The following is a 23326-nucleotide window of genomic DNA, read 5'->3' as shown; positions in this document are numbered from 1 at the left end:
GTCTTGACAGTGACCTGTGGGCGGTTCACGATCGCTGCACCCCCACAACTAACTATCTAGTACGTTAACTCGCCGCCACCCGCCCCTCACGCCGGTGGCCCTCCCCCGTGGAGCAGGCATGTCCGCTCTCCCGTCCGAGGCCGGGGCCCCGCCCCCCGCCCGGCCACGCAAAGCCGCCGTCGCCGCCTGGATCGGCAGCGCGCTGGAGTACTACGACTTCTTCATCTACGGCAGCGCCGCCGCGCTCGTCTTCCCCAAGGTCTTCTTCGATCCGTCCGACCCGGCGACCGCCACCCTCATCTCGCTGGCGACCTTCGGCGTGGCCTACGCGGCGCGCCCGGTCGGCGCGCTCTTCCTCGGCCACTTCGGCGACCGGCTCGGCCGCCGCAAGATCATGGTCTTCACGCTGATGCTGATGGGCCTGTCGACCTTCCTGATCGGCTGCCTGCCGACGTACGCGCAGGTCGGCACGGCAGCGCCGGTCCTGCTGGTACTGATGCGCATCCTGCAGGGCCTCTCCGCCGCCGGCGAGCAGGCCAGTGCCAACTCGATGACGCTGGAGCACGCGCCCGAGGATCGCCGCGGGTACTACACGAGCTTCGCGCTCAATGGCACCCAGGCGGGGCAGATCATCGCCACCCTGGTCTTCATCCCCGTCGCAGCCCTGCCCGAGGAGCAGCTCTACACCTGGGGCTGGCGGCTTCCGTTCCTGGTCAGCGTGGTCGTCACGGCCGCCGGGTACCTCATCCGGCGCAAGCTCTCGGAGACCCCGGTCTTCGAGCGGGCGGCGGCCGAGGACGCGGTGGCCCGGCTGCCGCTCGCGGACCTGCTCCGCAACCACTGGACCGGTGTGCTGCGGGTGATCGCGGCCGCCCTGATCGCCACCGTCAGCACGATCTTCTCGGTCTGGGCCCTGGCGTACGCGACGAGCGACGCGGCCGGCCTGGACAAGTCGGCGATGCTCTGGGTCGGGGTGCTCTCCAACGTGGTCGCGCTGTTCGCGATCCCGCTGTGGGCGAAGCTGTCGGACCGGATCGGCCGCAAGCCCGTCTTCCTGACCGGCTCGCTGGGCTCGGCCGTGATGGTCTTCGTGTACCTGTGGGCGGTCTCGACCGGCAGCTACCCGCTGGTCTTCGTCACCGGCATCCTCTTCTTCGGCGTGGTCTACAGCGCCGCCAACGGCATCTGGCCGTCCTTCTACGGCGAGATGTTCCCGACCCGGGTGCGGCTGTCCGGCATGGCGATCGGCACGCAGATCGGCTTCGCGGTCGCGGGCTTCGCGGTGAGCATCGCCGAGCGGATCGCGGGCGCGGGCGGCGACAACTGGGTCGGCGTGGCGACATTCACCGCCGCGACCTGCGTGGTCTGCTCGCTCGCCGTGCTGACCGGCCGGGAGACGCACCGGGTGCCGACCGCCCTGCTCGGCGAGAAGCCGGACCCGGCGCGCGAGCGCGGCGATCTGGCCGGCGCGGCCTCCGCCTGACCGCGACTCCACCGCCGCCGCGGCAGAGGGCCGCGGGCCTCCCCTTCCGTCCGCGGTCCTCTGCCAGCATAATTAACTAACCAGTTCGTACATTGCGCACCACCAGGGAGTCGTGTTGTCCACGCCCTCGTATCTCACCGGTCTCATCGGCTCCGGCATCGGCCCCTCGCTGAGCCCGGCCCTGCACGAGCGGGAGGCCGACCGGCACGGCCTGCGGCTGCTCTACCGGACCCTCGACCTCGACACGCTGGGCGTGCCCGCCGGGTCCGTCGGCGATCTGGTCGCCGCCGCCCGTACCCTCGGCTTCGATGGGCTCAACATCACGCACCCCTGCAAGCAGCTGGTGATCCCGCACCTGGACGAGCTGTCGCCCGGCGCCGCCGAGCTGGGCGCCGTCAACACCGTCGTCTTCAGCGGCGGCCGGGCGACCGGCCACAACACCGACGTCACCGGCTTCACCCAGTCCTTCGCGCGCGGCCTGCCCGGCGCCGCGACCCGGCAGGTCGTCCAGCTCGGCGCGGGCGGCGCCGGCTCCGCCGTCGCGCACGCCATGCTCTCCCTCGGCACCGACCGCCTCACCCTCGTCGACACCGACCCGGTGCGATCCGGCGCGCTGGCCGACGCGCTGAACGCCCGCTTCGGTGCCGGGCGCGCCGGCACCGCCGCGCCCGACGAGCTGGCCGCCGCACTGTCCGGCGCCGACGGCCTGGTGCACGCCACGCCCACCGGCATGGCGGCCCACCCCGGCCTGCCGCTGCCCGCCGGCCTGCTCCGCCCCGAGCTGTGGGTCGCCGAGGTGGTCTACCGCCCGCTGGAGACCGAACTGCTGCGTACGGCACGGGAGTTGGGCTGCCGGACGCTGGACGGCGGCGGCATGGCCGTCTTCCAGGCCGCCGACGCCTTCCGGCTCTTCACCGGCCGGGAACCGCACGCCGAAGAGATGCTCGCCGACCTCGCCGGCCTGGTCGGCGCTGCCGCGGTCTGAGGAGGCCCCGATGCGTAAATCGATCGCCACGGTGTCGCTGAGCGGCTCGCTCTCCGAGAAGCTCAGCGCCGTCGCAGCAGCCGGGTTCGACGGTGTCGAGATCTTCGAGAACGACCTGGTGGCCAGCCCGCTGAGCCCGGAGGAGGTCCGGCTGCGCGCCGCCGACCTCGGCCTGTCCATCGACCTCTACCAGCCCTTCCGGGACGCCGAGGCGGTGCCGGACGAGGTCTTCGCGCGGAACCTGCGGCGCGCCGAGCGGAAGTTCGCCGTCATGGAGCGGCTCGGCGCCGACACGATGCTGGTGTGCTCCAGCGTCTCCCCCGACGCCGTCGACGACGACGCGCTGGCCGCACGGCAGCTGCGCACCCTCGCGGAGCGCGCCGCCGACCACGGCATCCGCCTCGCGTACGAGGCGCTGGCCTGGGGCCGGCACGTCAACACCTACGACCACGCCTGGCGCATCGTCGAGCAGGCCGACCACCCGGCGCTCGGCACCTGTCTGGACAGCTTCCACATCCTCTCGCGCGGCTCCGACCCCAAGGGCATCGAGGACATCCCCGGCGAGAAGATCTTCTTCCTCCAGCTGGCCGACGCGCCGAAGCTCGCGATGGACGTGCTGCAGTGGAGCAGGCACTACCGCTGCTTCCCCGGCCAGGGCGGCTTCGACCTCGCCGGGCTGCTCGGCCACGTGCTGCGCGCCGGCTACGCGGGACCGCTGTCGCTGGAGGTCTTCAACGACGTCTTCCGGCAGGCCGACGCGGGCCGTACGGCGGTGGACGCGATGCGCTCGCTGATCGCGCTGGAGGAGGCGGCCGGGCTGAGCAGCCTGCCCGCGCCCGTCGTCCCGGACGGCTTCGCCTTCGCCGAACTCGCCGCCGCCGACACCGAACCGCTGCGCTCCCTGCTCGGCGCGCTCGGCTTCGCGCGCACGGGGCGGCACACCGGCGGCAAGCCCGTGGAGCTGTGGCAGCAGGGCACGGCCCGGGTGCTGCTGAACACCGTGAGCGGTGCGCGCCGCGAGGGTCCGGGGCTGGTCGCGCTCGGTCTGGAGAGCCCGGAGCCGGCCGCCGCCGTGCGCCGCGCCGAGGCACTGCGGGCCCCGGTCGTGCCGCGCCGCCGCGCTCCCGGGGACGTACCGCTGGACGCGGTCGCGGCGCCGGACGACACCGAGCTGTTCTTCTGCCGTACCGACCGTGAGGACCACCCCAGCTGGACGGCGGACTTCGGCTCCCCGGCCGCGCCGGACGGCGGCGGCGCAGGGATCACCCGTATCGACCACGTCGCGCTCACCCAGCCCTGGCACCACTTCGACGAGGCGGCCCTGTTCTACGCGAGCGTGCTCGGGCTGCGGCCGAACGAGAGCCTGGACCTCGCCGACCCCTACGGCCTGTTCCGCAGCCGCGCCGTCGCCAACGCGGCCGGCACCCTGCGGGTCGCGCTGAACGTCGCGCCCGTACCCGGCGAGCAGGAGGTCAGGCCGCAGCACATCGCGCTGGCCACCGACGACCTGCTCGCCACCGCGCGCCGGGTGCGCGCCAACGGCGCGGGCCTGCTGCCGATCCCCGACAACTACTACGACGACCTCGACGCGCGGTACGGCCTCGACCGCGAGACCCTGGACGCCTTCCGCGAACTGGGCGTGCTCTACGAACGGGACGCGGACGGCGGGGAGTTCCTGCACTGCTACACCGTCACCGTCGGCCGGGTCTTCTTCGAGCTGGTGGAGCGGCGCGGCGGCTACCAGGGCTACGGCGCGGCCAATGCCACGGTGCGGCTGGCGGCGCAGCACACGGCCGACGCGGGAAGCCGCCCGGTGCGCTAGCAGGCACCTTTCAACAGCCGTGCCTCACAAGGGAGTTCACAGCGCATTCCCAGCTTTCCCCGGTACCGTGCGCCGCATGAGAGAAGAGAGCACACCTCGTCTCAGCCGCCGCCGGTTACTGGCAGCGGGCGGTGCCGGCATCGCCGTGGCGGGCCTCGGCGGAGCGGCGCTGTCCGGCAGCGCGTCCGCCGAGGAGCCGGCCGCGGCCGGCTGCCTCCGCCTCACCAAGGAGTCCATCGAGGGCCCGTACTACCTCGACTACGACAAGTACCGCTCCGACGTCACCGAGGGGAAGCCGGGCGTCCCGCTGACCCTCCGCATCCGCGTCGTCGACGCCGTGCACTGCCGCCCGCTGTCCCGGGTGGCCGTCGACATCTGGCACTGCGACGCGCTCGGCATCTACTCCAGCTACGAGAAGGCGTCCTCCGGCGACGGTTCCGCACCACCCACCGGCACCCCGACGGCCCCGCCCACCGGGCCGCCGCCGGGCGGCGGCGGGGGCCACGCCGAGCCGGACAGCGACACCACCTACCTGCGCGGCTTCCAGCTGACCGACCCGGCCGGGTGGGTCACCTTCCGGACCGTCTTCCCCGGCTGGTACCGCGGCCGGGCCGTGCACATCCACACCAAGGTGCACGTCGACGGCGTGTTCACGCACGGCCGCTACGAGGGCGGCACCGACTGCCACACCGGCCAGCTCTACTTCCCGGAGCGGGCCATCGAGGCCGTCGCGCGGACGAAGCCGTACGCCACCAACACCACCGAGCGCACCACCAACGCCGAGGACATGCTGCACACCGGCGACACCCCGGCCGACGGCATGCTCGCGCTGCGGTACGACGCACGGCGGGTGGACCGCGGCGTGCACGCGGCGATCACCCTCGGCGTCGACCCGGACGCCGTCAACGACGGCCGGGACGGCTTCCCCGGCGGGGCAGCGTCTGGGTGACGCGCCACAGCCGGCGGGGCAGGTCACCCTCCTCGAAGGCGTGGACCTCGTCGAGGGACCAGCCCTCGGCGAGGTCGTCGACCAGCGCGCGGGGGAAGAAGTGCACGGCGAAGCCGCCGTGCTCGTAGATGTCGTCGCCGTGTGCGGTGCCGGCACCGTAGTGCGCGTCACCGGTGTGCCGGACGGTGTACACGAAGACGCCGCCGGGCCGCAGCACCCGCCGCACCTCGGCGGCCAGCGCCTTGATCTCCTCGGTGGACAGGGCCATGCACAGCAGCATGTGCGCGAAGACCGCGTCGGCCGAGCCGTCCGGCTGCGGCAGCGGCTCGCGCACGTCGTGCACGGCGGTGGTCACCCGGTCCGCCACGCCCTGCTCTCCGGCGGCGGCCCGCAGCTGCTCCAGCCCGGTCGCGGAGAAGTCGGTGGCCCGCACGGTGAAGCCCTCCCGCGCGAAGTACAGCGCGTCCCGGCCGTGCCCGGCGCCCAGCTCCAGCACGTCGCGGGCCCCGGCGGCGCGGAAGACGGCCGCGGCGTGCCGCGCGGGCGCTGAGGGCTCCTGCCCGTACATCTCCGGATGCGCGTCGTAGGTGCGCTGCCAGTGCGCGTGCTGTGCGGCGGCCAGGCCGGGGCTGTCGTCGGTCATGAGCGGGCTCCTTGGGTCTCGTCCACCTCGACCGCCGTGGAGCGGCGGTTCCAGGCGCGGGGGGCGCGCCAGTGGTAGCGCAGGGCGAGCAGCCGGACGGCGAAGGCGACGAGGGCCGCCGCCGCGCTGGTGCCGGGGTTGAGGGTCTGGAAGCGGATGCAGAGCGCGACGATGGCCGCGCCGACGATGGCGGGCACGGCGTAGAGGTCACGGTCCCAGCGGACCAGCGAGGGCACCTCGTTCGCGACGATGTCCCGCATGACGCCGCCGCCGACCGCGGTGGCCATGCCCAGGGTGGCGGAGGCGGTGAGGCCCAGCCCGTACTCGTACGCCTTGGTGGTGCCGGCGACGCAGAAGAGGCCGAGCCCGGCCGCGTCGAAGACGTTCACGCCGGTCTGGATCCGCTGGACCTGCGGGTGGAGGAAGAAGACGAGGACCGCAGCGATCAGCGGGGTGACGAAGTAGCCGAGGTCGGTGAAGGCGGCCGGCGGCACGGCCCCGATGATCAGGTCGCGGAACAGCCCGCCGCCCAGCGCGGTCACCTCGGCGAGCACGGCGATGCCGAAGATGTCGAAGTTCTTGCGCACGGCGAGCAGCGCGCCGGAGATCGCGAAGACGAAGATGCCGATGAGGTCGAGCGTGTGCTGGACGGTGGGCGTGAACAGTTGCTGGAGCACACGGCATTCTTACGTGCGGACGGCCGGGCGGACCGTGACGTTCCACACTGCGGGCCGGCCGCGCCCCCGGGGACCCGGCCGGCGGGCGGTCAGCTGATCTGCCGGCGGACCAGCTCGTGGAAGAGGCCGCCGGTGTCGGCGAGCAGGTCGGCGGGGGTGCCCTGCTGGGCGACCCGGCCGTCCGCCATGACGATCACCCGGTCGGCGTCCATGATCGTGGAGAGCCGGTGGGCGATGACGACGCGGGTGGCGTTCAGCTTGCGGGTGCTCTCGGTGACCACCCGCTGGGTCTCGTTGTCCAGCGCGCTGGTGGCCTCGTCGAAGAAGAGGATGCGCGGCCGCCGGATCAGCGCCTGCGCGATCATCAGCCGCTGCCGCTGGCCGCCGGAGATCGAACCGCCGCCGTCGGAGAGCATGGTGTGCATGCCCATCGGCATCCGCTTGATGTCCTCGGCCAGGCCCGCCATCTCCGCGGCCGCCCACGCCTCCTCCTGCGTGAACATCTCGGCGCCGCAGATGCAGTCCAGGATGGAGCCGTTGAAGGGCTGGGCGTTCTGCAGCACCACGCCGCACTGCCGGCGCACCGCCGCCTGGTCCAGCGCCGCCAGGTCCTGGCCGTCGTACAGGACGCTGCCGGCGGCCGGCCGGTCGAAGCCGATGAGGAGACGCAGCAGGGTGGACTTGCCGCAGCCGCTCGCGCCGACCACGGCGACGAACTCACCGGGCCGCACCTGGAAGGACACGTCGTCCAGGACCAGCGGCCCGTCGTCGGAGTACCGGAAGGACAGGCCGCGGGCCTCCAGCGCGCCGGTGAGGACGCCGGGCTGGGTGGAGCCGCCGCGCACCTCGGGCCGCTCGTCGAGCACCGGCTTGATCTGCTCGAACATCGGGAGCACCGCGGCGGCCTGCAGGAACGCGCCGGTCAGCTGGGTCACCGCGGACAGCATCATGGTCACGGCGGTGTTGAAGGTGAGGAACGCGCCGGCGGAGAGCACGCCGCGGGCCGGGCCCGCGAGCAGCATGAACATCACCAGGGTGCACAGCGGCAGATAGATCGCGTTGAGCACGGTGGTGAGGTTCTTGATCCGGCCGACCTTCTGCTGGAGCTCCCGGCTGCGCGCGAACTCCCCGGCCCACGCGCTGTACGCGAAGGACTCGGCGGCCGCGACGCGCAGCTTCGGCAGTCCGCGCAGGGTCTGGAACGCCTGGTTGTTGAGCTTGTTGGTCAGCTCGATGAGGCGGCGCTGGTAGCGCAGCTGCCACAGGCCGAGGAGCAGGAAGACCGCCGCGATGCAGACCAGCATGGCGATCGCGACGACGGCCAGCTTCGGGCTGTAGACCAGCAGCAGCACCAGGTTCATGCTGCCGACCGTGCTGGCCTGCACGGCGATCGAGCCGATGCCGGACAGGATGCGGCGGATGCCGCTGATGCCCATCGCGGCGCTGGCCAGCTCGCCGGTGGAGCGCGCGCTGAAGAACCGGGTGGGCAGCCGCAGCAGCCGGTCCCAGACGGCCGGCTGCAGGGTGGACTCGATGCGTCCCTCGACGCGCAGGATGGAGGTGTTCTCCAGCAGCATGAAGACGGCGGAGACCACGCTGGTGACGATCAGCGCGACGGCCGTCTGGACGATGAGGCCGCGCTCGGCGTTGGGCACGTACTCGCCCAGCACCTTGCCGGTGGCGATGGGCACCAGCGCGCCCAGCACCACGGCGACCAGCCCGCCGATGGCGAGGTTGCGCAGGTCCAGGCGGGTGCCGCGCATGCTGAAGCGGACCAGCCGCAGGGCGCCCATGGGGCGGTCGGGCAGCGGCGGGTAGAGCATGACGCCGCGCGGTTCCAGCTCGGCGGCGGTCTCGGGTCCGAGACGGGTGCGGGTGCCGTCGGCGTCGACCGCTTCGTAGCGGCCGCGGCGCCACAGCAGCGCGACGGGATCGCCGCTCTCGGTGCGGTGACCGACCAGCGGGCCACTGTTCTCGCGCCACCACCGGCCGTCGAGCTTGACGACGCGGGTACGGATGCGGGAGCTGACGGCGATCCGCTCGACCGGGCTGAGCCGGTCGTCCGCCGTGCCGCCCTCCTTGGGCGAGGTGAGCGCGATGCCGGCGGCGTCGGCGACCCGGCGGCAGACGGCGAGCGTGGCGTCGTCGGCCGCGCCGGTCCGTTCGCCTCCGCGGCCCCGCGTGCCGATGGAGGAGATGAGGGTCCGGTCGGCCTGGGAGCGGGCCGCCTCGCCCGCCTTGATGCCGGCCGCCGTGCGGTCCTCGTGGGCACGCTCCAGCCGCTCGATCCAGCGGTCGAGGGCGGACAGCAGCCGGTACTGCTGGTCGACCATCCGCTGCCACATCGTGCCGTCGATGAGCAGGTCGGCGGCGGCCTCGGCGCTGTAGTGGGCGCCGTACTGGAGGCTGCCGGGCTCGACGGGCATCCAGAGGATGTTCTCGTCGGCGGTGCCCTGCGGGTCGGGCGCGGTGTCCGCCCCGGGGGTCTCGTACTCGCCGTCGAGGGGCGCCTCGAACAGCACCCGCTGGCTGCGTCCGACGCCGCGTGCGAAGGCGTCCTCCAGCGGGCTGAGCGTGCCGTCGTACGCGGGGTCGCCCGGGTACGGGGCCTGCCCGACGTACCGGCCGTACGCGTCGTACTCCGCGTAGCCGCCGTACTCGGGCCGGAACAGCTCGCGCAGCTGGATGCGGCGGACGGCGCAGCCCTGCAGGGGCCGGCCGACGAGGGTGTGCTGCGGGCCCTCGACGGGGCCGAGGAGCAGGGTGCCGGGGGCGAGCCGGCCGAGGAAGTACCAGTGGCCCTCCTGGGCGGCGTCGACCGCGAAGAGGTCCATGGCCCCGGCGGTGACCAGCCACAGGACGTGCGGGCCTTCGAGCGGGAGGTTGCGCAGGCCGGTGAGGTCGGCCTCGGTGCCGAGCCCGCCGAGGGCGTGCAGCACGCTGTCGTCGGCGGCCGTACCGGCGGCCGCGGGATGAGGGGTCGTCACCTCAGGACTCCTTGACCAGCTCTGCGTAGGCGCCGCCGGCGGCGACCAGCTCCTCGTGCCGCCCGCGCTCGACGACCGTGCCGTGGTCCAGGACCACGATCTCGTCGCTGTCGCGCACGGTGCTCAGGCGGTGCGCGATGACGACGCAGGCACAGCCCAGGCGCCGCAGGTTGTCCATGATGAGCTGTTCGGTCTCCGCGTCCAGGGCGCTGGTGACCTCGTCCAGGACGAGGATGGAGGGGCGCCGGACCAGGGCGCGGGCGATCTCCAGGCGCTGCCGCTGGCCGCCGGAGAAGTTGCGGCCGTCCTGCTCGACGCGGCTGTGGATGCCGCCGGGGCGGCGGGCGACCACGTCGTGAGCGGCGGCGTTCTTCAGGGCCTCGATGACGGCCTCGTCGGGGATCGAGGGGTCCCAGAGCGCGACGTTGTCGCGGACGGTGCCCTCGAAGAGGAAGACGTCCTGGTCGACGAAGGAGACCGAGGAGGCCAGCGCGCCGCGGGAGATGTCCTCCAGCCGCTGCCCGTCGATGCGGATGGTGCCCTCCCAGGGGCGGTACAGGCCGGAGATCAGCCGGGAGACGGTGGACTTGCCGCTGCCGGAGCCGCCGACCAGGGCGACCTGCTGCCCGGGCCCGACGGTGAGCGAGAAGTCGGTGAGCAGCGGCTTGTCCAGCGGGCTGTAGCCGAAGGTGATGCCGCTCAGCTCCACGTGGCCCTTGAGCCGCCGGGTGCTGGCGACCGGCTCGGGCCGGGTGTAGAGGGAGTCGACGGGGAAGGACTCGACGTCCTTCAGCCGGGCCACGTCGGCGGCGAAGTCCTGGATGCGGCCCGCCATGCCGTTGAGCCGGGTGATGGGCTGGGTGAAGTTGGTGACCAGCGCCTGGAAGGCGACGAGCAGACCCACCGACATGTGGCCCTCGACGGCGCGCAGCCCGCCGATGAGCAGGATGCAGGCGCTGTTGAGGGCGGCGAGGGTGGGCGCGACGACGGCGAGCCAGGCGGTGGGCACGCCGAGGCGCTGCTGCCCGTCCAGGGTGGTGGCGTGCTGCCCGGCCCAGCGGCGGAAGTAGCCGTTCTCGCCGCCGGTGGCCTTCATGGTCTCGATGAGCTGGAGACCGCTGTAGGAGGTGTTGGTGAGCCGGGCGGTGTCGGCGCGCAGCTTCTGCGTGCCGGTGGCGCGCAGCCGTACGACGATGCGCATCGCGGCGACGTTGAGCAGCGCCACGGCCACACCGATGAGGGTGAGCTGCGGGTCGTAGGACCACAGCAGGAACGCGTAGAGGATGACGACGACCGCGTCCACGGCCGCCGACGCGAGGTCGCGGGCCAGGGTCTCGGCGACGGTGTCGTTGGTCTGCAGGCGCTGGACGAGGTCGGCCGGGTTGCGCTGGGCGAAAAAGGTGACCGGCAGCCTGAGCAGGTGGCGCAGGAAGCGGGCGCTGCTCAGAGTGGAGGAGATGATGCGGCCGCGCAGCAGGTTCGCCTGTTGCAGCGCGGTGAGCGCGGCGGTGAGCACGAGCGTGGTGCCCATCGACGCGAAGAGCACCCCGAGCAGCGACGTCTGGTCGCCGATCAGGAACATGTCGATGTACGTGCGGCTCAGCGCGGGCACCGTCGCACCGACCACGACCAGCAGGAAGCTGGCGAGGACGGCGGCGAGCATGGTGCCGGAGGTGCCGCGCAGCCGGGGCGGCAGGGCGCCGAGCACGCCCGGCTTGCGGCCGCCCTTGCGGAAGTCCTCGCCCGGCTCGAAGGTCAGCACGACGCCGGTGAAGCTGGTGTCGAAGTCCTCGGCGGGCACGAAGCGGCGGCCCCGGTCGGGGTCATTGATGAACGCGCCCCGGCGGCCGAAGCGGCGGCCCATGCCGTCGAAGACGACGTAGTGGTTGAACTCCCAGAAGAGGATGGCCGGGGCCCTGACCTCGGCGAGCGCCGCGGGCTCCATCTGCATGCCCTTGGCCTTCAGGCCGTAGGACCGGGCCGCCTTGAGGAGGTTGGAGGCGCGGGAGCCGTCGCGGGAGACGCCGCAGGCGATGCGCAGCTCCTCCAGCGGGACGTGCCGGCCGTAGTGGCCGAGGACCATCGCGAGCGAGGCGGCGCCGCACTCCACGGCCTCCATCTGGAGGACGGTGGGGGTGCGCACGGTGCGGCCCGTGCCCTTGGCGGGTCCGGGCCCCGAGCGGTCGGCGCGGCGCCGGGCGGGCTTGGCGTTCGGGCGGTGCCGGCCGCGGCCGCCGGGCGGCAGCGGGGGCGGTGCCGGTGCTTCGGGCTGCGCGGTCACGGGAGGAGCCAATCGATCGGGCGCTGCGCGGTGAGGTGGATCGCACCGGTGACGGGTGTCATGGAGCCGATGGCGTTCGGCGGGCCGCCGGCGGTGGACCACTTGTAGCCGGACTTGGTGTCCGCGCGGTCCAGCTGGACCAGGACGGCGACGGGCTGGCCGTCTGCGGTGAACTGCTTGCCGAGTTCGCGGTCGCCGAGGAAGGCGGCGATCTGCCGGCTGTTCTGCGGTGCCCGGCCGACCGCCTTCACCTTGCCGCGCAGCACGCCGTACTGCTGTGTGGGCACGGACTGGACGGTGAGGTCGACGGTGGCGCCGACGGGAACGGTGGCGGCGCTGCGGCTGGGCACGTACGCCATGGCCACCAGCGGCTCACGGGTGCTGCTGACGCGTTCGACGCTCGCGACGTCGGCGCCGACGGTGACCACCGAGCCGATCTTGCCGACCAGGCTGGTGACGCGGCCGGGGGCGACGGCGCGTACGGCGCGGTCGCCCTGCGCGGTGCGGACCTTGAGGACCGGGGCCCCGGCGCGGAGCGTCTGGCCTTCCTTGGCGAAGACCTGGGTGACCTGGCCCGCGACCGGGCTCTGCAGGACGTAGCTGCCCTGGGGGTGGGTGAGGATGCCGGGTGCGGTCAGCTTGGAGGACACGGACCCGGTGAACGCCCAGAAGGCGGCGGCTGCCATCACGACGACGGTGACGGCGAGGACGAGGCCGCCCTGCGGCCGGGCGTAGCGCACGGGCAGGTCGAGCTCTTCAGGCGACTGGAGCTTGGCCAGCGCCTTTTGCCGGAACTGCACGGAACTTTTCCCTCGACTGCTTTTGTCTCATTCGGCGCCGGCGCGCTGCCGAAGGTCGGCACAACGTAAAGGCGACCCAAGGGGACACGCGCGACATGGCGCACCAATAAGGCATGAAAATGCCCGCCGTTCGGGCATGCCGAAGCATGACCGTAACACAGGCGGAAAAGCCCGCACTTGACGGGAGAAGACATATCCGCCGAAGGCGTCCGTGAGCCCCGGAACAAATGCTCCGGGGCTCACGGGAAACCTATGGATACGGACATGTACCCATAGGTCGAGTCAAGCCTGCGGCGGTGAAACCGACAGCGACTGCCTGGCTCAGAGGCCGGCGACGACGCCGTTCACGTTGACGCCGGTGGTCTGCTGCACGGTGCCGGTCACGGTGCCGAGCACGTTGCCGACGGTGCCGCCGGTCACGCCGTCGACGGTGCCGACGACCTCGTTGGCGACCGGACCGACGACGCCGAGGCCACCGGCGATGTTGTCCAGCTCGGCGTCGGCGATCTCAGCGGTCTCGACCTGGGGGGTGAAGTCCATGAGGGGGATCCCTTCAATTACTGTCGGTAATACTCGAATGACACGGGGGTCGGTGGTCGAACATAACGGGGTCGCCAAACCGGTCGATTAACCGAGCGGAAACCCCGGACTTTCGCCGGACCCTCGCGTCGAAATGATCCAAGCACGCCAACTGGCAGCGCGGCCAACCCGCTTGCCCGGGCCACTCGGCATATTTCACCGACACCGGACGATCACGTGCAGCTTCGTGCACGCCTTGGTGACGACTCCTTCACAAGATCGATTGCCCGCGACGAGAAGACGGTGCGCACACGCCGGACCCATTCGGACATACCCGTTTCATGCCGCGGGCGGCCGCGCACGGCACGGCGCCGGGCGGCACACGCTGTGTCGCTGATGCGCGGACGATGTGCAGATTCCTTGAAACCCGCCTGCGCGACGCAACCTCGGACGGCTGACGGCGTTCGAGGCGGTGCGTACGGGCGTTCGTACGAGGGGTGTCAGGACACCGAAACCCCGCCGGGCAGCGCGGCGCGCCAGCCGCGCAGGGTCTCCAGCACCCGCTCCAGCTCGCCGATGATCCGGTCCAGCTCGCCGGCGGTCCGCGCGTCGCAGGAGTACGGCAGCCGCCCCTCCGCCTCGATCACGCCCACCTCGACGACCGGGGACGTCCGGCCCGACGTGCCGTCCTCGCACATGATGTGAAAGAGGAGCTGCGGGAAGCTCCGCTCCGGCTGCGCCGAAATGTTCCAGCTGACCGGTTCCGCCAGATGCATGATCCCCTCCCGGCCACCGGCCTCGGCCGCGGTGTGGACACGGTGGCACCAGACCGGGCACACCACAGGCCGTACGGCCAATGTCACGGGATCCAGCATGTCATCCGTCATGTGCACATTATCGGGCGAGATGCCGGAATCCGCCCTCATGCGCGTCGTACTGACGGCCGTTCGGGTTGCCCCGCCGCCGCGGGAGGAAGCGGGGTACGGATCAGCCGGAGGCGCGGACGACCAGCTGCGGGCTGAGGCGGACGGCGCGACTCGGGGGCGCCTCCGCCGGCGTCCGGTCCGCCGACCGGCCGGCGAGCAACCGCGCTGCCTCCGCCGCCAGTTCGGCGACCGGCTGACGGACCGTCGTGAGCGCCGGGTCGGCCAGCCCCGCGAAGGGCACGTCGTCGAAGCCGGTGACCGCGACCTCGCCCGGCACGTCGGCGCCCAGCTGGCGCAGCCGCTGCAGCGCGCCGACGGCGATGAGGTCATTGGCGCAGACGATGGCGTCGGGGCGGGACGGCCAGATCCGGTCGACCGCTTCGCGCCCCCAGGCGACCGAGAAGTCGCCCAGCTCGACCCGGCCGGGGGCCGCCGGGTCCAGGGCGGCGGCCCCCGCCTCGTACGCCGCGCGCCGCTCGGCCGCCGTCGAGGTGGTGCCGGCCGCGCCCACGAACCACGGGCGGCGGCGGCCCGCCGCGGCCAGATGGTCCAGGACGAGCGCCATGCCGGCCGCGTTGTCCACCGCGACCGAGTCGGCGACGCCCGGTCCGCAGCCGCGGTCCAGCAGCACCACCGGCACCCGCAGCGCGGCGTCGGCCACCGCCTCCCGGCTGCGCCGTTCGTCGACGGGTATCAGCAGCAGCGCGTCCACCTGGCGGTCCAGGAACTCCCCGATCCTGGCCGCCTCGGTCACCGGGTCGTCGTCGCAGTCGGCGAGCAGGACGGCCCGGCCCGCCGCGTGCAGCGCGTGCTCCAGCTCGCGCACGAGCGCGGGGAAGAAGGGGTTGGTGATCTGCGGCAGGACCAGGCCGACGGTGCCGGTGGCGCGGCGGCGCAGCGCGCGGGCGACATGGTTGGGGCGGTAGCCCAGACGCTCGGCCGCCTCCTTGACGGTGCGTGCGGTCTCGGCGCCGACGGGCCGGGTGCCGGCGAGCACGCGGGAGACGGTGGCCACGGAACAGCCCGAGGCGCGGGCGACGTCCTTGAGGGTGACTTCGGCCACGGTCGTGCCCTTCGCTCGGCTCGGCTGGGCCGCCCGCGCGGGCGCAAGGTGCGGAAACACGGCGTACGCTGCGGAAACGGCGGGCAAACGTTATCACCGGGAAGCCGCCGGACTCTGTGGGATGAATCATTGACAACCGCCCCGGTATGCGGGTGAACTCTTCGCGGCATGTCGGAGAACGATTTCCCATCCTTGCTCCGGCCGTCACCGCACCACCGTTCAACAGGGCAAAGGGGCTCACCGTTGGCCAGAAAGATCATCCTCGACTGCGACCCGGGGCACGACGACGCGATCGCCATGCTGCTGGCCCACGGCAACCCCGACATCGAGCTGGTCGCCGTGACCACCGTCGTCGGCAACCAGACGCTGGAGAAGGTCACCCGCAACGCGCTGTCCGTTGCGCGCATCGCGGGCATCACCGACGTCCCCTTCGCCGCCGGCTGCCCGCGTCCCCTCGTACGGAACATCGAGACCGCCGGTGACATCCATGGCGAGACCGGCCTGGACGGCCCCGTGCTGCCGGACCCGACGTGCGTCCTGGACGAGCGGCACGCCGTCGACCTCATCATCGACACCGTGATGTCCCACGAGCCGGGCGAGATCACCATCGTGCCGACCGCGGGCCTCACCAACATCGCGCTGGCCGCGCGCAAGGAGCCGCGCATCGTCGAGCGGGTCCGCGAGGTCGTGCTGATGGGCGGCGGCTACCACGAGGGCAACTGGAGCGCGGTCGCCGAGTTCAACATCGTCATCGACCCCGAGGCCGCGCACATCGTCTTCAACGCGGGCTGGCCGGTGACCATGGTCGGCCTCGACCTCACCCACCAGGCGCTCGCCACTCCCGAGGTCGTCGAGCGGATCGCCGCACTCGGCACCAAGCCCGGCAAGTTCGTCGAGGAGCTGCTGGAGTTCTTCGGCACCACCTACCGCGACCACCAGGGCTTCGAGTCCCCGCCGGTGCACGACCCGTGCGCGGTCGCGTACGTCATCGACCCGGACGTGATGACCGTGCGCCGCGCCCCGGTCGACATCGAGCTGACCGGCACCCTCACCAAGGGCATGACCGTCACCGACTTCCGCGCGCCCGCACCGGCCGACTGCAAGACCCAGGTCGCGGTGAAGCTGGACCACGGCCGCTTCTGGGACCTCGTCGTGGACGCGCTGGAGCGGATCGGCGACCCGGAGCTGATCGGCGAGAACCCGCAGAAGCCCGGAGACGTGCTGGCATGAACGCATCCACCCAGGCCGGGCCGCCCCCGGGCGGCCTGACGGAGCGGCCGGCGGTACGGGTCGGTGTCCTGGTCACCGCGCTGCTGGCGGCGTGCTTCGCCTTCCAGCTCAACGCCTCCATGCTCAGCCCCGCGCTCAAGAGCATCGAGGACAGCCTGCACGCCACCTCGGCGGAGATCGGTCTCACCCAGACCGCGTTCTTCACCTCGGCGGCGCTCTTCTCGCTGTTCCTGCCGCGGCTGGGAGACGTCATCGGCCGCCGCAAGGTGCTGGCCGGGATGATGGCCCTGATGGTGATCGGCTGCGTCATCGCCGCGCTGGCGACCAGCGTGCCGGTGCTGTTCGTGGGCCGGGTCATCCAGGGCGTGAGCGGCCCGACCGTACCGCTGTGCCTGATCATGCTGCGGGTGGAGGTCACCGAGCCGAAGAAGTACGGCACCCTGCTCGGCGTGATCACCGCGGTCAACGGCGGCATCGCGGGCGTGGACTCGCTCGCGGGCGGCTACCTCGCGGACCACTACGGCTTCGGCGCGGTCTTCTGGGCCATGGCCGTCGTCGCGGCGCTCGCCGCGGTGCTGGTCGCCACCCTGACCCGGGAGTCCACCGCGCCCGTGAAGAGCCGGATGGACTGGCCCGGCGTGCTCCTCCTCGTCGTCTCGGTCGGCGCGCTGCTGACCGCCTTCAACGAGGCGGGCAAGCTGGCCGCGGCGAACTGGCCGCTCATCGGCGTGCTCGTCGTGGTCGCGGCCGTCGCCTTCGCGCTGTTCTGGCGTACCGAGGGCCGCAGCGGCCATCCGCTGGTGGCCACCCACCACCTCAAGCAGCGCGCCACCTGGGCGCTGCTGCTGACCACCGTGCTCACCATGACCGGCGTCTTCGCCGTCATGAACGGGCTGGTCCCGGCGTTCGCGCAGGACGCGCACGCGGGGCTCGGCATGTCGGCCGAGGCGTCGGCGTGGTGGACCCTGACCCCGTATGCCCTTGCGGGGCTGGCGATGGGTCCGGTCGCGGGCCGCCTCTCGGCGACCTTCGGGTACGGCCGCATCCTGCGGTGCGGGCTCGTCGGCACGGTGGTGACCATCGTGCTGATGATCGTCACCAGCGGCAGCCACTCCCGGGTGCTGCTCCTGCTGATGTCCATCCTGGTGGGCATCGCGTACGCGGGCGTGGCCAACATCGTCCTCAACGGCCTGGGCATCGTGCTCTCGCCGCGCGAGAACCCGGGGTTCCTGCCGGGGCTGAACGCGGGGGCGTTCAATCTGGGGGCGGGGCTGAGCTTTGCGGTTCTTTACGCCGTGAAGACGGCCGCGGTGCCGGCGAACCCCGCGTCGACGTCGGACTACACCGCCGCGATGATCGCGGGTGTCGTCATCATCGCGGCGGCGTTCGCGGCGTCGTTCCTGATCCCCAAGCCGGTGTCCGCCGAGGCGGACGGGTAGCCGACGTAGCGCCGCAGGGGTGCGGGGAGCCGCCCGGGTCACGCGCCGTCGTGGCTGGTCGCGCCCACGCGGCGGAGCCGCATATCGGCACGCCCCGCGCCCCTACGGGCGCAGGTACGTACCCAGGCGCTCGATCGCCGACGGGTTGCGCGGGCTCTCCACCAGATCCGCGTAGTCCAGCGTGATGATGCGCCGGTGCTTGATGGCGGAGACGTTCGCCAGCGGCTTGTAGTGCAGCAGGAACTGCTTCTTCTGCTCGGCCGAGGTGTCGCCGTAGTCGTTGATGACGATCACCTCGGGGTCGCGTTCCACGACGGTCTCCCAGCCGACCGTCGTCCAGGAGTCCGCGAGGTCGTGGGTGATGCTGCGGCCGCCCGCCTTGGCGATGATGTCGTCGGGGGCCGCGTACCGGCCCGCCGTGAACGGCTTGTCCTGGCCGCTGTCGTACAGGAACACGCTCGGCCGGGCATCTCCCTGCGGCGCCTTCTTCCGTACGTCGGCGACCCGGCCCTTGAAGTCCGCGATCAGCTTCCGTGCCCGGTCCTCCACGCCGAACAGCTTCCCGAGCCGGGTGAGGTCGGTGTAGAGGGCGTCCAGCGGCGGCATGACACCGCGCGCCGAACCCTGGCCGTTGCGGCAGGACTCGGTGAGGACGTACGCGTCGATGCCGAGCTTCTTCAGGGACGCCGGGGTGATCCCGTTCTCGCCGAAGCCGTAGCCCCAGCCGGCGAAGACCAGGTCGGCGCGGGCGTCGACGGCGGTCTCCTTGGTGATCGCCTGCTTCGACAGCCACCTCGTCTTCTTGTACGCGCCCTTCCAGGGCACGTGGTCCAGGTCGCCCTTGTCGTCGGGCATGACGTACCCGGCCATCCGGTCCTCGAGGCCCAGCGCGAACATGATCTCGGTGATGCCGACATCGTTGGTGACGACGCGTTCGGGGGCCTTGTCGAAGGTGAGCTTCTTGCCGCAGTTCTCGAGGGTGACCGCGGTGTTCCTGGCCGTCTTGCCGTCCCCGTCGCCGGCGACGCGGGCGCCGCAGCCGGTGAGCGAGGCGGTGAGGGCGAGGGCGGCGGCCGCGCAGGCCGCCGGGCGCAGAGCGCGCATGGGATCTCCGTGTGGGGTCAGTCGGTGAGGTCGAAGAGCAGCTGGAGGGCGCCGGTCTCCGGGTGCGTGACGCGATGCGCGCGGACGCCGAACACCTCGGCCAGCAGCTCGGCGCCGAGGACGTCGTGCGGCGGCCCCGCGGCCACCACCCGGCCGCCGTCGAGCACGTACAGCACGTCGCAGTGGCGCGCGGCGAGGTTCAGGTCGTGCAGCGCGGTGAGCACCGTGAGGCCGCTGGCGCGCACCAGGGACAGCACCTCCAACTGGTGGGCGATGTCCAGGTGGTTGGTCGGCTCGTCGAGCACGAGGACCTGCGGCTGCTGGGCGAACGCGCGGGCGATCAGGACGCGTTGTTTCTCGCCGCCGGAGAGCGAGCGGAAGCCGCGCCCGGCGAGGTGGCCGGCGCCGACCCGGTCCAGCGCGTCGGCGCACAGCGCGGCGTCGGCGGCGGTGCGGCCGGCGAAGGGGGTGCCGCGGTGGTGCGGCAGCCGGCCCATCGCCACCACCTCGGCCGCGGTGAAGTCGAATTCGGCGGCGGACTCCTGGGGCAGCGCGGCGAGCCGGCGGGCACCGGCCCGCGCGTCCATGGCGTGCAGGTCGGCGCCGTCCAGCCGGACGGTGCCGGCGGTGGGCCGCAGCGCCCGGTAGACGCACCGCAGCAGAGTGGACTTGCCGCTGCCGTTGGGCCCGACGATCCCGACGACCTGACCGCCGTCGGCGCGCAGCGTGACGTCCTCGACGATCCGGCTGCCCGCGAGCTCGACCGTCAGCCCTTCGATGTCGACGCGCATCAGCGGCCGCCCCCGAACGCGTAGCCGCCGCGCCGCATCAGCAGCAGGAAGCACGGCACGCCGAGCACGGCGGTCACCACGCCGACCGGGAGTTCGGCGGGCGCCAGCAGCAGCCGCGAGACGATGTCCGCCCAGACCAGCAGGACGGCCCCGGCGAGCGGTGCGAGCAGCAGCACCCGCCGGTGGTCGGCGCCGGCCAGCATCCGTACGACGTGCGGCACCATCAGTCCGACGAAGCCGATCGCGCCGGACACCGCGACGACGGTTGCGGTGACGGCGGCGGTCACCACGAACAGCTCGGTGCGCAGCCGGCCCGGGCGCACGCCGAGGGCCGCGGCGGTCTCGTCGCCCATCGCGAGCGCGTTGAGCCGGCCGGCCCGGGCGCCGAGGTACAGCGTCCCGGCCAGCACGGTGGCGGCGGCGAGCGGGACCGAGCCCCAGGTCGCCCCGCCCAGGCTGCCGAGCAGCCACATCATCGCGGACCTGGCCGCCTCGCCGCGTTCGGCGCGGAAGACCATCAGCGTGGTGAGCGCGGAGAACCCGTACGACAGCGCGGTACCGGACAGCACCAGCCGCAGCGGCGTCAGTCCGTACGCGGTACGCGCCGTCACGTAGACGAGCACCATCGCCGCGAGGGCCGAGACGAACGCGGACACCGACAGCGCCCACACGCCCAGCGCGGCGAACGCGCCGAGCAGCAGGACGGCGTTGGCGCCGACCGCTGCGCCGGAGGAGACGCCGAGGACGAAGGGGTCGGCGAGGGCGTTGCGGACCATGGCCTGCACGGCGACGCCGACCGAGGCGAGGCCCGCGCCCACGACGGCGGCGAGGACGGCACGGGGCAGCCGTATCTCCCAGACGATCGTGTAGACGGCGGTCTCGTCGGCGCTGATCGTTCCGCCGGTCAGCCCGGCCCACAGGTGGTGCAGCGTCTCGCCCCAGGACACCCCGGCCGAGCCGAGGCCGACGCCGCACACGAGGGAGCCGAGCAGCAGGAGCGCGAGCGTGGCGGCGGTGACGGGGACCGGGAGGCGGGTGAGCGCGGGCGGTCCGGCCGCGGCGGGTGCCGGGGCGGTGGTCATGGCGGGCACGGGCGGGTCCTTCGCCTCGGGCCGCTTCCGTGCGCACGAGGGCTGCGCGCACCCGGCGCCGGGCGGGCTCCGTTGCGTCGTCCCTCTCGCAGTCCGCGGCGAGCAGTCGGGAGATGTGCCACCCCGCGGGTCATCGGACTCGCGCGACCACCCCGCACGGGCCCCTGCTCCGGGGCCGTGCCGCGTGCTCGCGCACACCGTTGCGGGTCAGCGCCGGAGTCTCACCGGACTTCCCCCACGGGACACACGAGCAGCCTAACAGCGGACAAGCCGGGCAGGTCACCCGCCTGTCTCCCGTCGCCGACGTGCGAATTCGGTGCACCGTCGGGCGGGCGGGAACGCGTGGTCCTCCTCCGTAGTCTTACGGCGCGAAGGCCGCACGCGTGTGCGAGCGGGCATTGTTGTGCGCCAAAGGGGGACCGTCGTGCTCAAGCACTACTACCGGCTCGTGTACTGGAAGAGGCGTCTCACCCGCACCGGCCCGGGGCGGCGCGTGCGCGCGATGCCGCACCGGACCGCGGCGCTGCTGCAGCGGGCGAGGCCACTGCTCGTCTTCGCGGTCCTGGTGCTCATCGTCCTCGGGCTGTCGGCGGTGCTGGCATAGCGCGGCCCGGGCCCCCGCACGACGGTGCGGGGGCCCGGGCCGGGCGGCGGGTCACTTCATCGGCTTCAGCGCCCCGCCGTGGTAGCGCACGGCGGGGTTCCACAGCAGGAAGGAGTGGATGCCGTCGTCGGCCGCGGCGCGGATCTGGGCCGCCACTTCGGCGTCGCCGTAGGAGACGCCGAGGGAGAAGTCCTGGAGCCAGGGGATGATCTGCGCGTCGGTGTGCCGGGTCTTCTTCACGAAGTCGGCGAGGGACTTCTTGGTGATGGGGTACGGGTGGGAGTTGGGGTCGGAGACGCCGTACTCACCGGCGGCCCAGTGCGAGGGGTAGACCATCGGCGCGATGTAGTCGGTCTCCTTGGCGAGCTTGCCGATGTCCTGGGCGATCTCCTTGGGGCGGGTGACCGCGACGCCGAAGACCGAGACGCCGAGGAACGCGCCGTGTTCGCGGGCGACCGTACGGGTCTGCGCGACCAGGTCCACTATCGAGTCCTCGGGGGAGGTCTTGCCGAGGCCGGGGAAGGACATGGTGCTGATCTTGCCGTCGGGGCGGCGGATGTAGTCGTAGAGGATGTCGTCGAAGCCGAGCTTCGCGGCCTCGGCGGCGAGGTCGAGGTGGTACTGGCGCACGTCCTTGTTGGCGAAGTTGGTGAAGGACAGCGCGCCGTACTTGGAGTTGCCGCCGTACGGGCCGCCGTCGGGGGTGCGCACGACCCGGTCGCGGTGGCCGTCCTTCCAGGAGGCCGAGGCCAGGATCGGGTCGCGGAAGGCGACGATGCGGCCGACGACCGCGCCGCCCGCCGCGTGGATCTCCTTGATGGCCTTCTTGGCGTCGTAGTAGCCCTTGGCCGAGCCGATCTTCTTGGCGAGCGGCACCTTCGAGTCGTAGCCGATCTCCCCCAGCTCGTCCTTGATGTCGAGCTGGACGGCGTTGAGCTTGTGCTCCCTCAGCAGCTTCAGTACGGGCTTCCGCAGCTGGTCGGAGGCCCAGGCCTGGCCGCTGACGTGCACGGCCCGCATTTCCGGGCGCCGGACGGTGACCACGGCGCTCTCCCGGGTGGTGTTCCCGGCCTCGTCGGTGGCGACGGCGGTGGCCTTCCCCGGGGGACGCGGGAGGGTCACGGCGAACGAACCGTCCTTCGCCAGGTGAGCCGTGCGGCCCGCGACGGTCACCTCGGCGGCGTCCTGCGCGCGGCCCTTGATGGTGACGGGGCCGCGCAGGCTGCGGCCCTCGGTGTCGGCCACCGTGAGCTTCGGCGGCGTGGTGTCGAGGGTCAGTGAGCGGGTGAGTTCGGAGCCGCCGAGCATGGAGCCCTCGGTGGCCACCTTCAGCTCGTGCGTGCCGTCGCGCAGGCCGTCCAGACCCACCGTCAGGTGACGGCCCGTCGTGCGGACCGGCACCCGCTTGCCGTCCACGGTGACCTCGGCGCCGTGCAGTCCCGTGCCGTCAGCGGACGTCACCTCCAGCCCGCCCTTGTCGCGTGCGGCGGCGTTCACCACGCCGCCCGCCGAGGCGCCGGCCAGCCGGAAGGCGGCACCGCTGTGCTGGCGTACGAGCAGCACGCCGCCGGCGACGAGGGCGACGGCCAGCACACCGGCCAGGAGGATGACGAGCGGTCTGCGGGGGGATCGGCCACGGGAGGAGTCAGCGGCGGACGCGGAAGTAGAAGAGCCGGACTCAGGTGTGTCGTCCGGGGTGTTGCGGAAAAGCTTCTGCCAGTTGAGCCGCATAGGCACACGCCCCTTCCAGGAGGTCTGGTGCATCTCCGTCGCCGTTCTCCCGTCCCCCTCCGCCGGCACGGCCTCGCCGTACTGACCCTGCTGACGCTGGCCGCTTCGGCCGTCTCCTGCGCCGGGTCCCGTGGTGGTGCGCCACCGCCGGAACCCTCGGCTCCGAAAAGCGCCGGTGGTCGGCAGGATTCCCCCTCGGCC

At 72.5% G+C, this 23326-nt stretch carries 19 protein-coding genes and 1 riboswitch; of the genes, 7 read left to right on the top strand and 12 right to left on the bottom strand.

The features are described 5' to 3' along the window. Nucleotides 1–118: 118 nt before the first annotated feature. The 4 genes from C3486_RS00590 (at nucleotide 119) to C3486_RS00575 (ending at nucleotide 5239) form a co-directional block, all read left to right on the top strand. Nucleotides 119–1483 (top strand): MFS transporter, encoded by a 1365-nt coding sequence (locus C3486_RS00590; RefSeq protein ID WP_103830493.1) that lies wholly within the window; start codon nucleotides 119–121, stop codon nucleotides 1481–1483. A 115-nt stretch (nucleotides 1484–1598) separates the two neighbouring features. Then, entirely contained in the window at nucleotides 1599–2468 is an 870-nt protein-coding gene (locus C3486_RS00585) for a shikimate dehydrogenase (RefSeq protein ID WP_103830492.1), read from the top strand. Nucleotides 2469–2478: 10 nt separating this feature from the next. Then, nucleotides 2479–4290, top strand: coding sequence for a bifunctional sugar phosphate isomerase/epimerase/4-hydroxyphenylpyruvate dioxygenase family protein (locus tag C3486_RS00580; RefSeq protein ID WP_103830491.1), 1812 nt, complete (start codon nucleotides 2479–2481; stop codon nucleotides 4288–4290). Between the two features lie 76 nt (nucleotides 4291–4366). After that, the gene (locus tag C3486_RS00575) at nucleotides 4367–5239 is read left to right on the top strand and encodes an intradiol ring-cleavage dioxygenase (protein ID WP_103830575.1); all 873 of its coding nucleotides are present in this window, start codon (nucleotides 4367–4369) and stop codon (nucleotides 5237–5239) included. Here the strand turns inward: C3486_RS00575 and C3486_RS00570 are convergent. From C3486_RS00570 to C3486_RS00535, 8 genes are all read right to left on the bottom strand, one after another. Continuing rightward, nucleotides 5193–5882: a class I SAM-dependent methyltransferase gene (locus C3486_RS00570; protein ID WP_103830490.1), complete on the bottom strand. Its 690-nt coding sequence runs from the start codon at nucleotides 5880–5882 to the stop codon at nucleotides 5193–5195. The two genes, C3486_RS00575 and C3486_RS00570, sit on opposite strands and share 47 nt — an antisense overlap. Next, nucleotides 5879–6559 carry a trimeric intracellular cation channel family protein gene (locus C3486_RS00565; RefSeq protein WP_103830489.1) on the bottom strand — a complete coding sequence of 227 codons (681 nt, stop codon included), beginning with the start codon at nucleotides 6557–6559 and terminating at the stop codon, nucleotides 5879–5881. The genes C3486_RS00570 and C3486_RS00565 overlap by 4 nt, the downstream gene beginning before the upstream one ends. A gap of 89 nt (nucleotides 6560–6648) precedes the next feature. After that, complete coding sequence (locus C3486_RS00560) at nucleotides 6649–9546, bottom strand: NHLP bacteriocin export ABC transporter permease/ATPase subunit (protein WP_103830488.1); 2898 nt, start codon at nucleotides 9544–9546, stop codon at nucleotides 6649–6651. Nucleotide 9547: 1 nt separating this feature from the next. After that, on the bottom strand, nucleotides 9548–11827 hold the full coding sequence (locus C3486_RS00555; protein WP_103830487.1) for an NHLP family bacteriocin export ABC transporter peptidase/permease/ATPase subunit: 2280 nt from the start codon (nucleotides 11825–11827) through the stop codon (nucleotides 9548–9550). Next, nucleotides 11824–12627, bottom strand: a complete 804-nt coding sequence (locus C3486_RS00550) for an HlyD family efflux transporter periplasmic adaptor subunit (RefSeq protein ID WP_103830486.1) — start codon at nucleotides 12625–12627, stop codon at nucleotides 11824–11826. The genes C3486_RS00555 and C3486_RS00550 overlap by 4 nt, the downstream gene beginning before the upstream one ends. 321 nt (nucleotides 12628–12948) lie before the next feature. Beyond that, complete coding sequence (locus C3486_RS00545; RefSeq protein WP_103830485.1) at nucleotides 12949–13167, bottom strand: type A2 lantipeptide; 219 nt, start codon at nucleotides 13165–13167, stop codon at nucleotides 12949–12951. A gap of 479 nt (nucleotides 13168–13646) precedes the next feature. Beyond that, nucleotides 13647–14033 carry a DUF6907 domain-containing protein gene (locus C3486_RS00540; RefSeq protein ID WP_146074929.1) on the bottom strand — a complete coding sequence of 129 codons (387 nt, stop codon included), beginning with the start codon at nucleotides 14031–14033 and terminating at the stop codon, nucleotides 13647–13649. 100 nt (nucleotides 14034–14133) lie between these two features. Continuing rightward, nucleotides 14134–15135 (bottom strand): LacI family DNA-binding transcriptional regulator, encoded by a 1002-nt coding sequence (locus tag C3486_RS00535; RefSeq protein ID WP_103830483.1) that lies wholly within the window; start codon nucleotides 15133–15135, stop codon nucleotides 14134–14136. A gap of 243 nt (nucleotides 15136–15378) precedes the next feature. On the opposite strand from C3486_RS00535, the gene C3486_RS00530 reads away from it, so the two are divergent. Together C3486_RS00530 and C3486_RS00525 are read left to right on the top strand one after the other, a co-directional pair. After that, nucleotides 15379–16365 carry a nucleoside hydrolase gene (locus C3486_RS00530; protein ID WP_103830482.1) on the top strand — a complete coding sequence of 329 codons (987 nt, stop codon included), beginning with the start codon at nucleotides 15379–15381 and terminating at the stop codon, nucleotides 16363–16365. Further along, nucleotides 16362–17804 (top strand): MFS transporter, encoded by a 1443-nt coding sequence (locus C3486_RS00525; protein WP_103830481.1) that lies wholly within the window; start codon nucleotides 16362–16364, stop codon nucleotides 17802–17804. The genes C3486_RS00530 and C3486_RS00525 overlap by 4 nt, the downstream gene beginning before the upstream one ends. 102 nt (nucleotides 17805–17906) lie before the next feature. Here C3486_RS00525 and C3486_RS00520 read toward each other — a convergent pair whose 3' ends face one another. Genes C3486_RS00520 through C3486_RS00510 form a run of 3 tightly spaced genes read right to left on the bottom strand, consistent with a single transcriptional unit; the run spans nucleotide 17907 to nucleotide 20781 of the window. After that, complete coding sequence (locus tag C3486_RS00520; RefSeq protein WP_103830480.1) at nucleotides 17907–18908, bottom strand: ABC transporter substrate-binding protein; 1002 nt, start codon at nucleotides 18906–18908, stop codon at nucleotides 17907–17909. Nucleotides 18909–18925: 17 nt separating this feature from the next. After that, entirely contained in the window at nucleotides 18926–19699 is a 774-nt protein-coding gene (locus C3486_RS00515) for an ABC transporter ATP-binding protein (protein WP_103830479.1), read from the bottom strand. Beyond that, complete coding sequence (locus C3486_RS00510; protein ID WP_103830574.1) at nucleotides 19699–20781, bottom strand: iron ABC transporter permease; 1083 nt, start codon at nucleotides 20779–20781, stop codon at nucleotides 19699–19701. Before C3486_RS00510 ends, C3486_RS00515 begins: the two co-directional genes overlap by 1 nt. Before the next feature lie 115 nt (nucleotides 20782–20896). Further along, nucleotides 20897–21057: riboswitch (cobalamin riboswitch) on the bottom strand. A 157-nt stretch (nucleotides 21058–21214) separates the two neighbouring features. Here C3486_RS00510 and C3486_RS00505 point away from each other — a divergent pair. Further along, nucleotides 21215–21394, top strand: a complete 180-nt coding sequence (locus C3486_RS00505) for a hypothetical protein (protein ID WP_258052506.1) — start codon at nucleotides 21215–21217, stop codon at nucleotides 21392–21394. A gap of 51 nt (nucleotides 21395–21445) precedes the next feature. Here the strand turns inward: C3486_RS00505 and C3486_RS00500 are convergent, their stop codons facing one another. Then, a complete protein-coding gene (locus tag C3486_RS00500) occupies nucleotides 21446–23125 on the bottom strand; it encodes a putative glycoside hydrolase (RefSeq protein ID WP_103830477.1) in 1680 nt (559 codons plus the stop codon). Nucleotides 23126–23326 lie beyond the last annotated feature (201 nt).

Origin of the sequence: Streptomyces sp. Ru73, assembly GCF_002920575.1 — a bacterium.
In the GTDB taxonomy this organism is placed as follows: domain Bacteria; phylum Actinomycetota; class Actinomycetes; order Streptomycetales; family Streptomycetaceae; genus Streptomyces.
The sequence above is the reverse complement of the archived record's forward strand: the minus strand, read 5'-3'. Positions and strand labels throughout refer to the sequence as shown.

What these genes read in the sequence shown, in the direction of transcription:
- C3486_RS00525 (WP_103830481.1), top strand. Translation starts at nt 16,362, where the DNA reads ATGAACGCATCCACCCAGGCCGGGCCGCCCCCGGGCGGCCTGACGGAG.
- C3486_RS00575 (WP_103830575.1), top strand. Translation starts at nt 4,367, where the DNA reads ATGAGAGAAGAGAGCACACCTCGTCTCAGCCGCCGCCGGTTACTGGCA.
- C3486_RS00500 (WP_103830477.1), bottom strand. Translation starts at nt 23,125, where the DNA reads ATGCGGCTCAACTGGCAGAAGCTTTTCCGCAACACCCCGGACGACACA.
- C3486_RS00570 (WP_103830490.1), bottom strand. Translation starts at nt 5,882, where the DNA reads ATGACCGACGACAGCCCCGGCCTGGCCGCCGCACAGCACGCGCACTGG.
- C3486_RS00590 (WP_103830493.1), top strand. Translation starts at nt 119, where the DNA reads ATGTCCGCTCTCCCGTCCGAGGCCGGGGCCCCGCCCCCCGCCCGGCCA.
- C3486_RS00510 (WP_103830574.1), bottom strand. Translation starts at nt 20,781, where the DNA reads ATGACCACCGCCCCGGCACCCGCCGCGGCCGGACCGCCCGCGCTCACC.
- C3486_RS00580 (WP_103830491.1), top strand. Translation starts at nt 2,479, where the DNA reads ATGCGTAAATCGATCGCCACGGTGTCGCTGAGCGGCTCGCTCTCCGAG.
- C3486_RS00515 (WP_103830479.1), bottom strand. Translation starts at nt 19,699, where the DNA reads ATGCGCGTCGACATCGAAGGGCTGACGGTCGAGCTCGCGGGCAGCCGG.
- C3486_RS00545 (WP_103830485.1), bottom strand. Translation starts at nt 13,167, where the DNA reads ATGGACTTCACCCCCCAGGTCGAGACCGCTGAGATCGCCGACGCCGAG.
- C3486_RS00520 (WP_103830480.1), bottom strand. Translation starts at nt 18,908, where the DNA reads ATGCGCGCTCTGCGCCCGGCGGCCTGCGCGGCCGCCGCCCTCGCCCTC.
- C3486_RS00540 (WP_146074929.1), bottom strand. Translation starts at nt 14,033, where the DNA reads ATGACGGATGACATGCTGGATCCCGTGACATTGGCCGTACGGCCTGTG.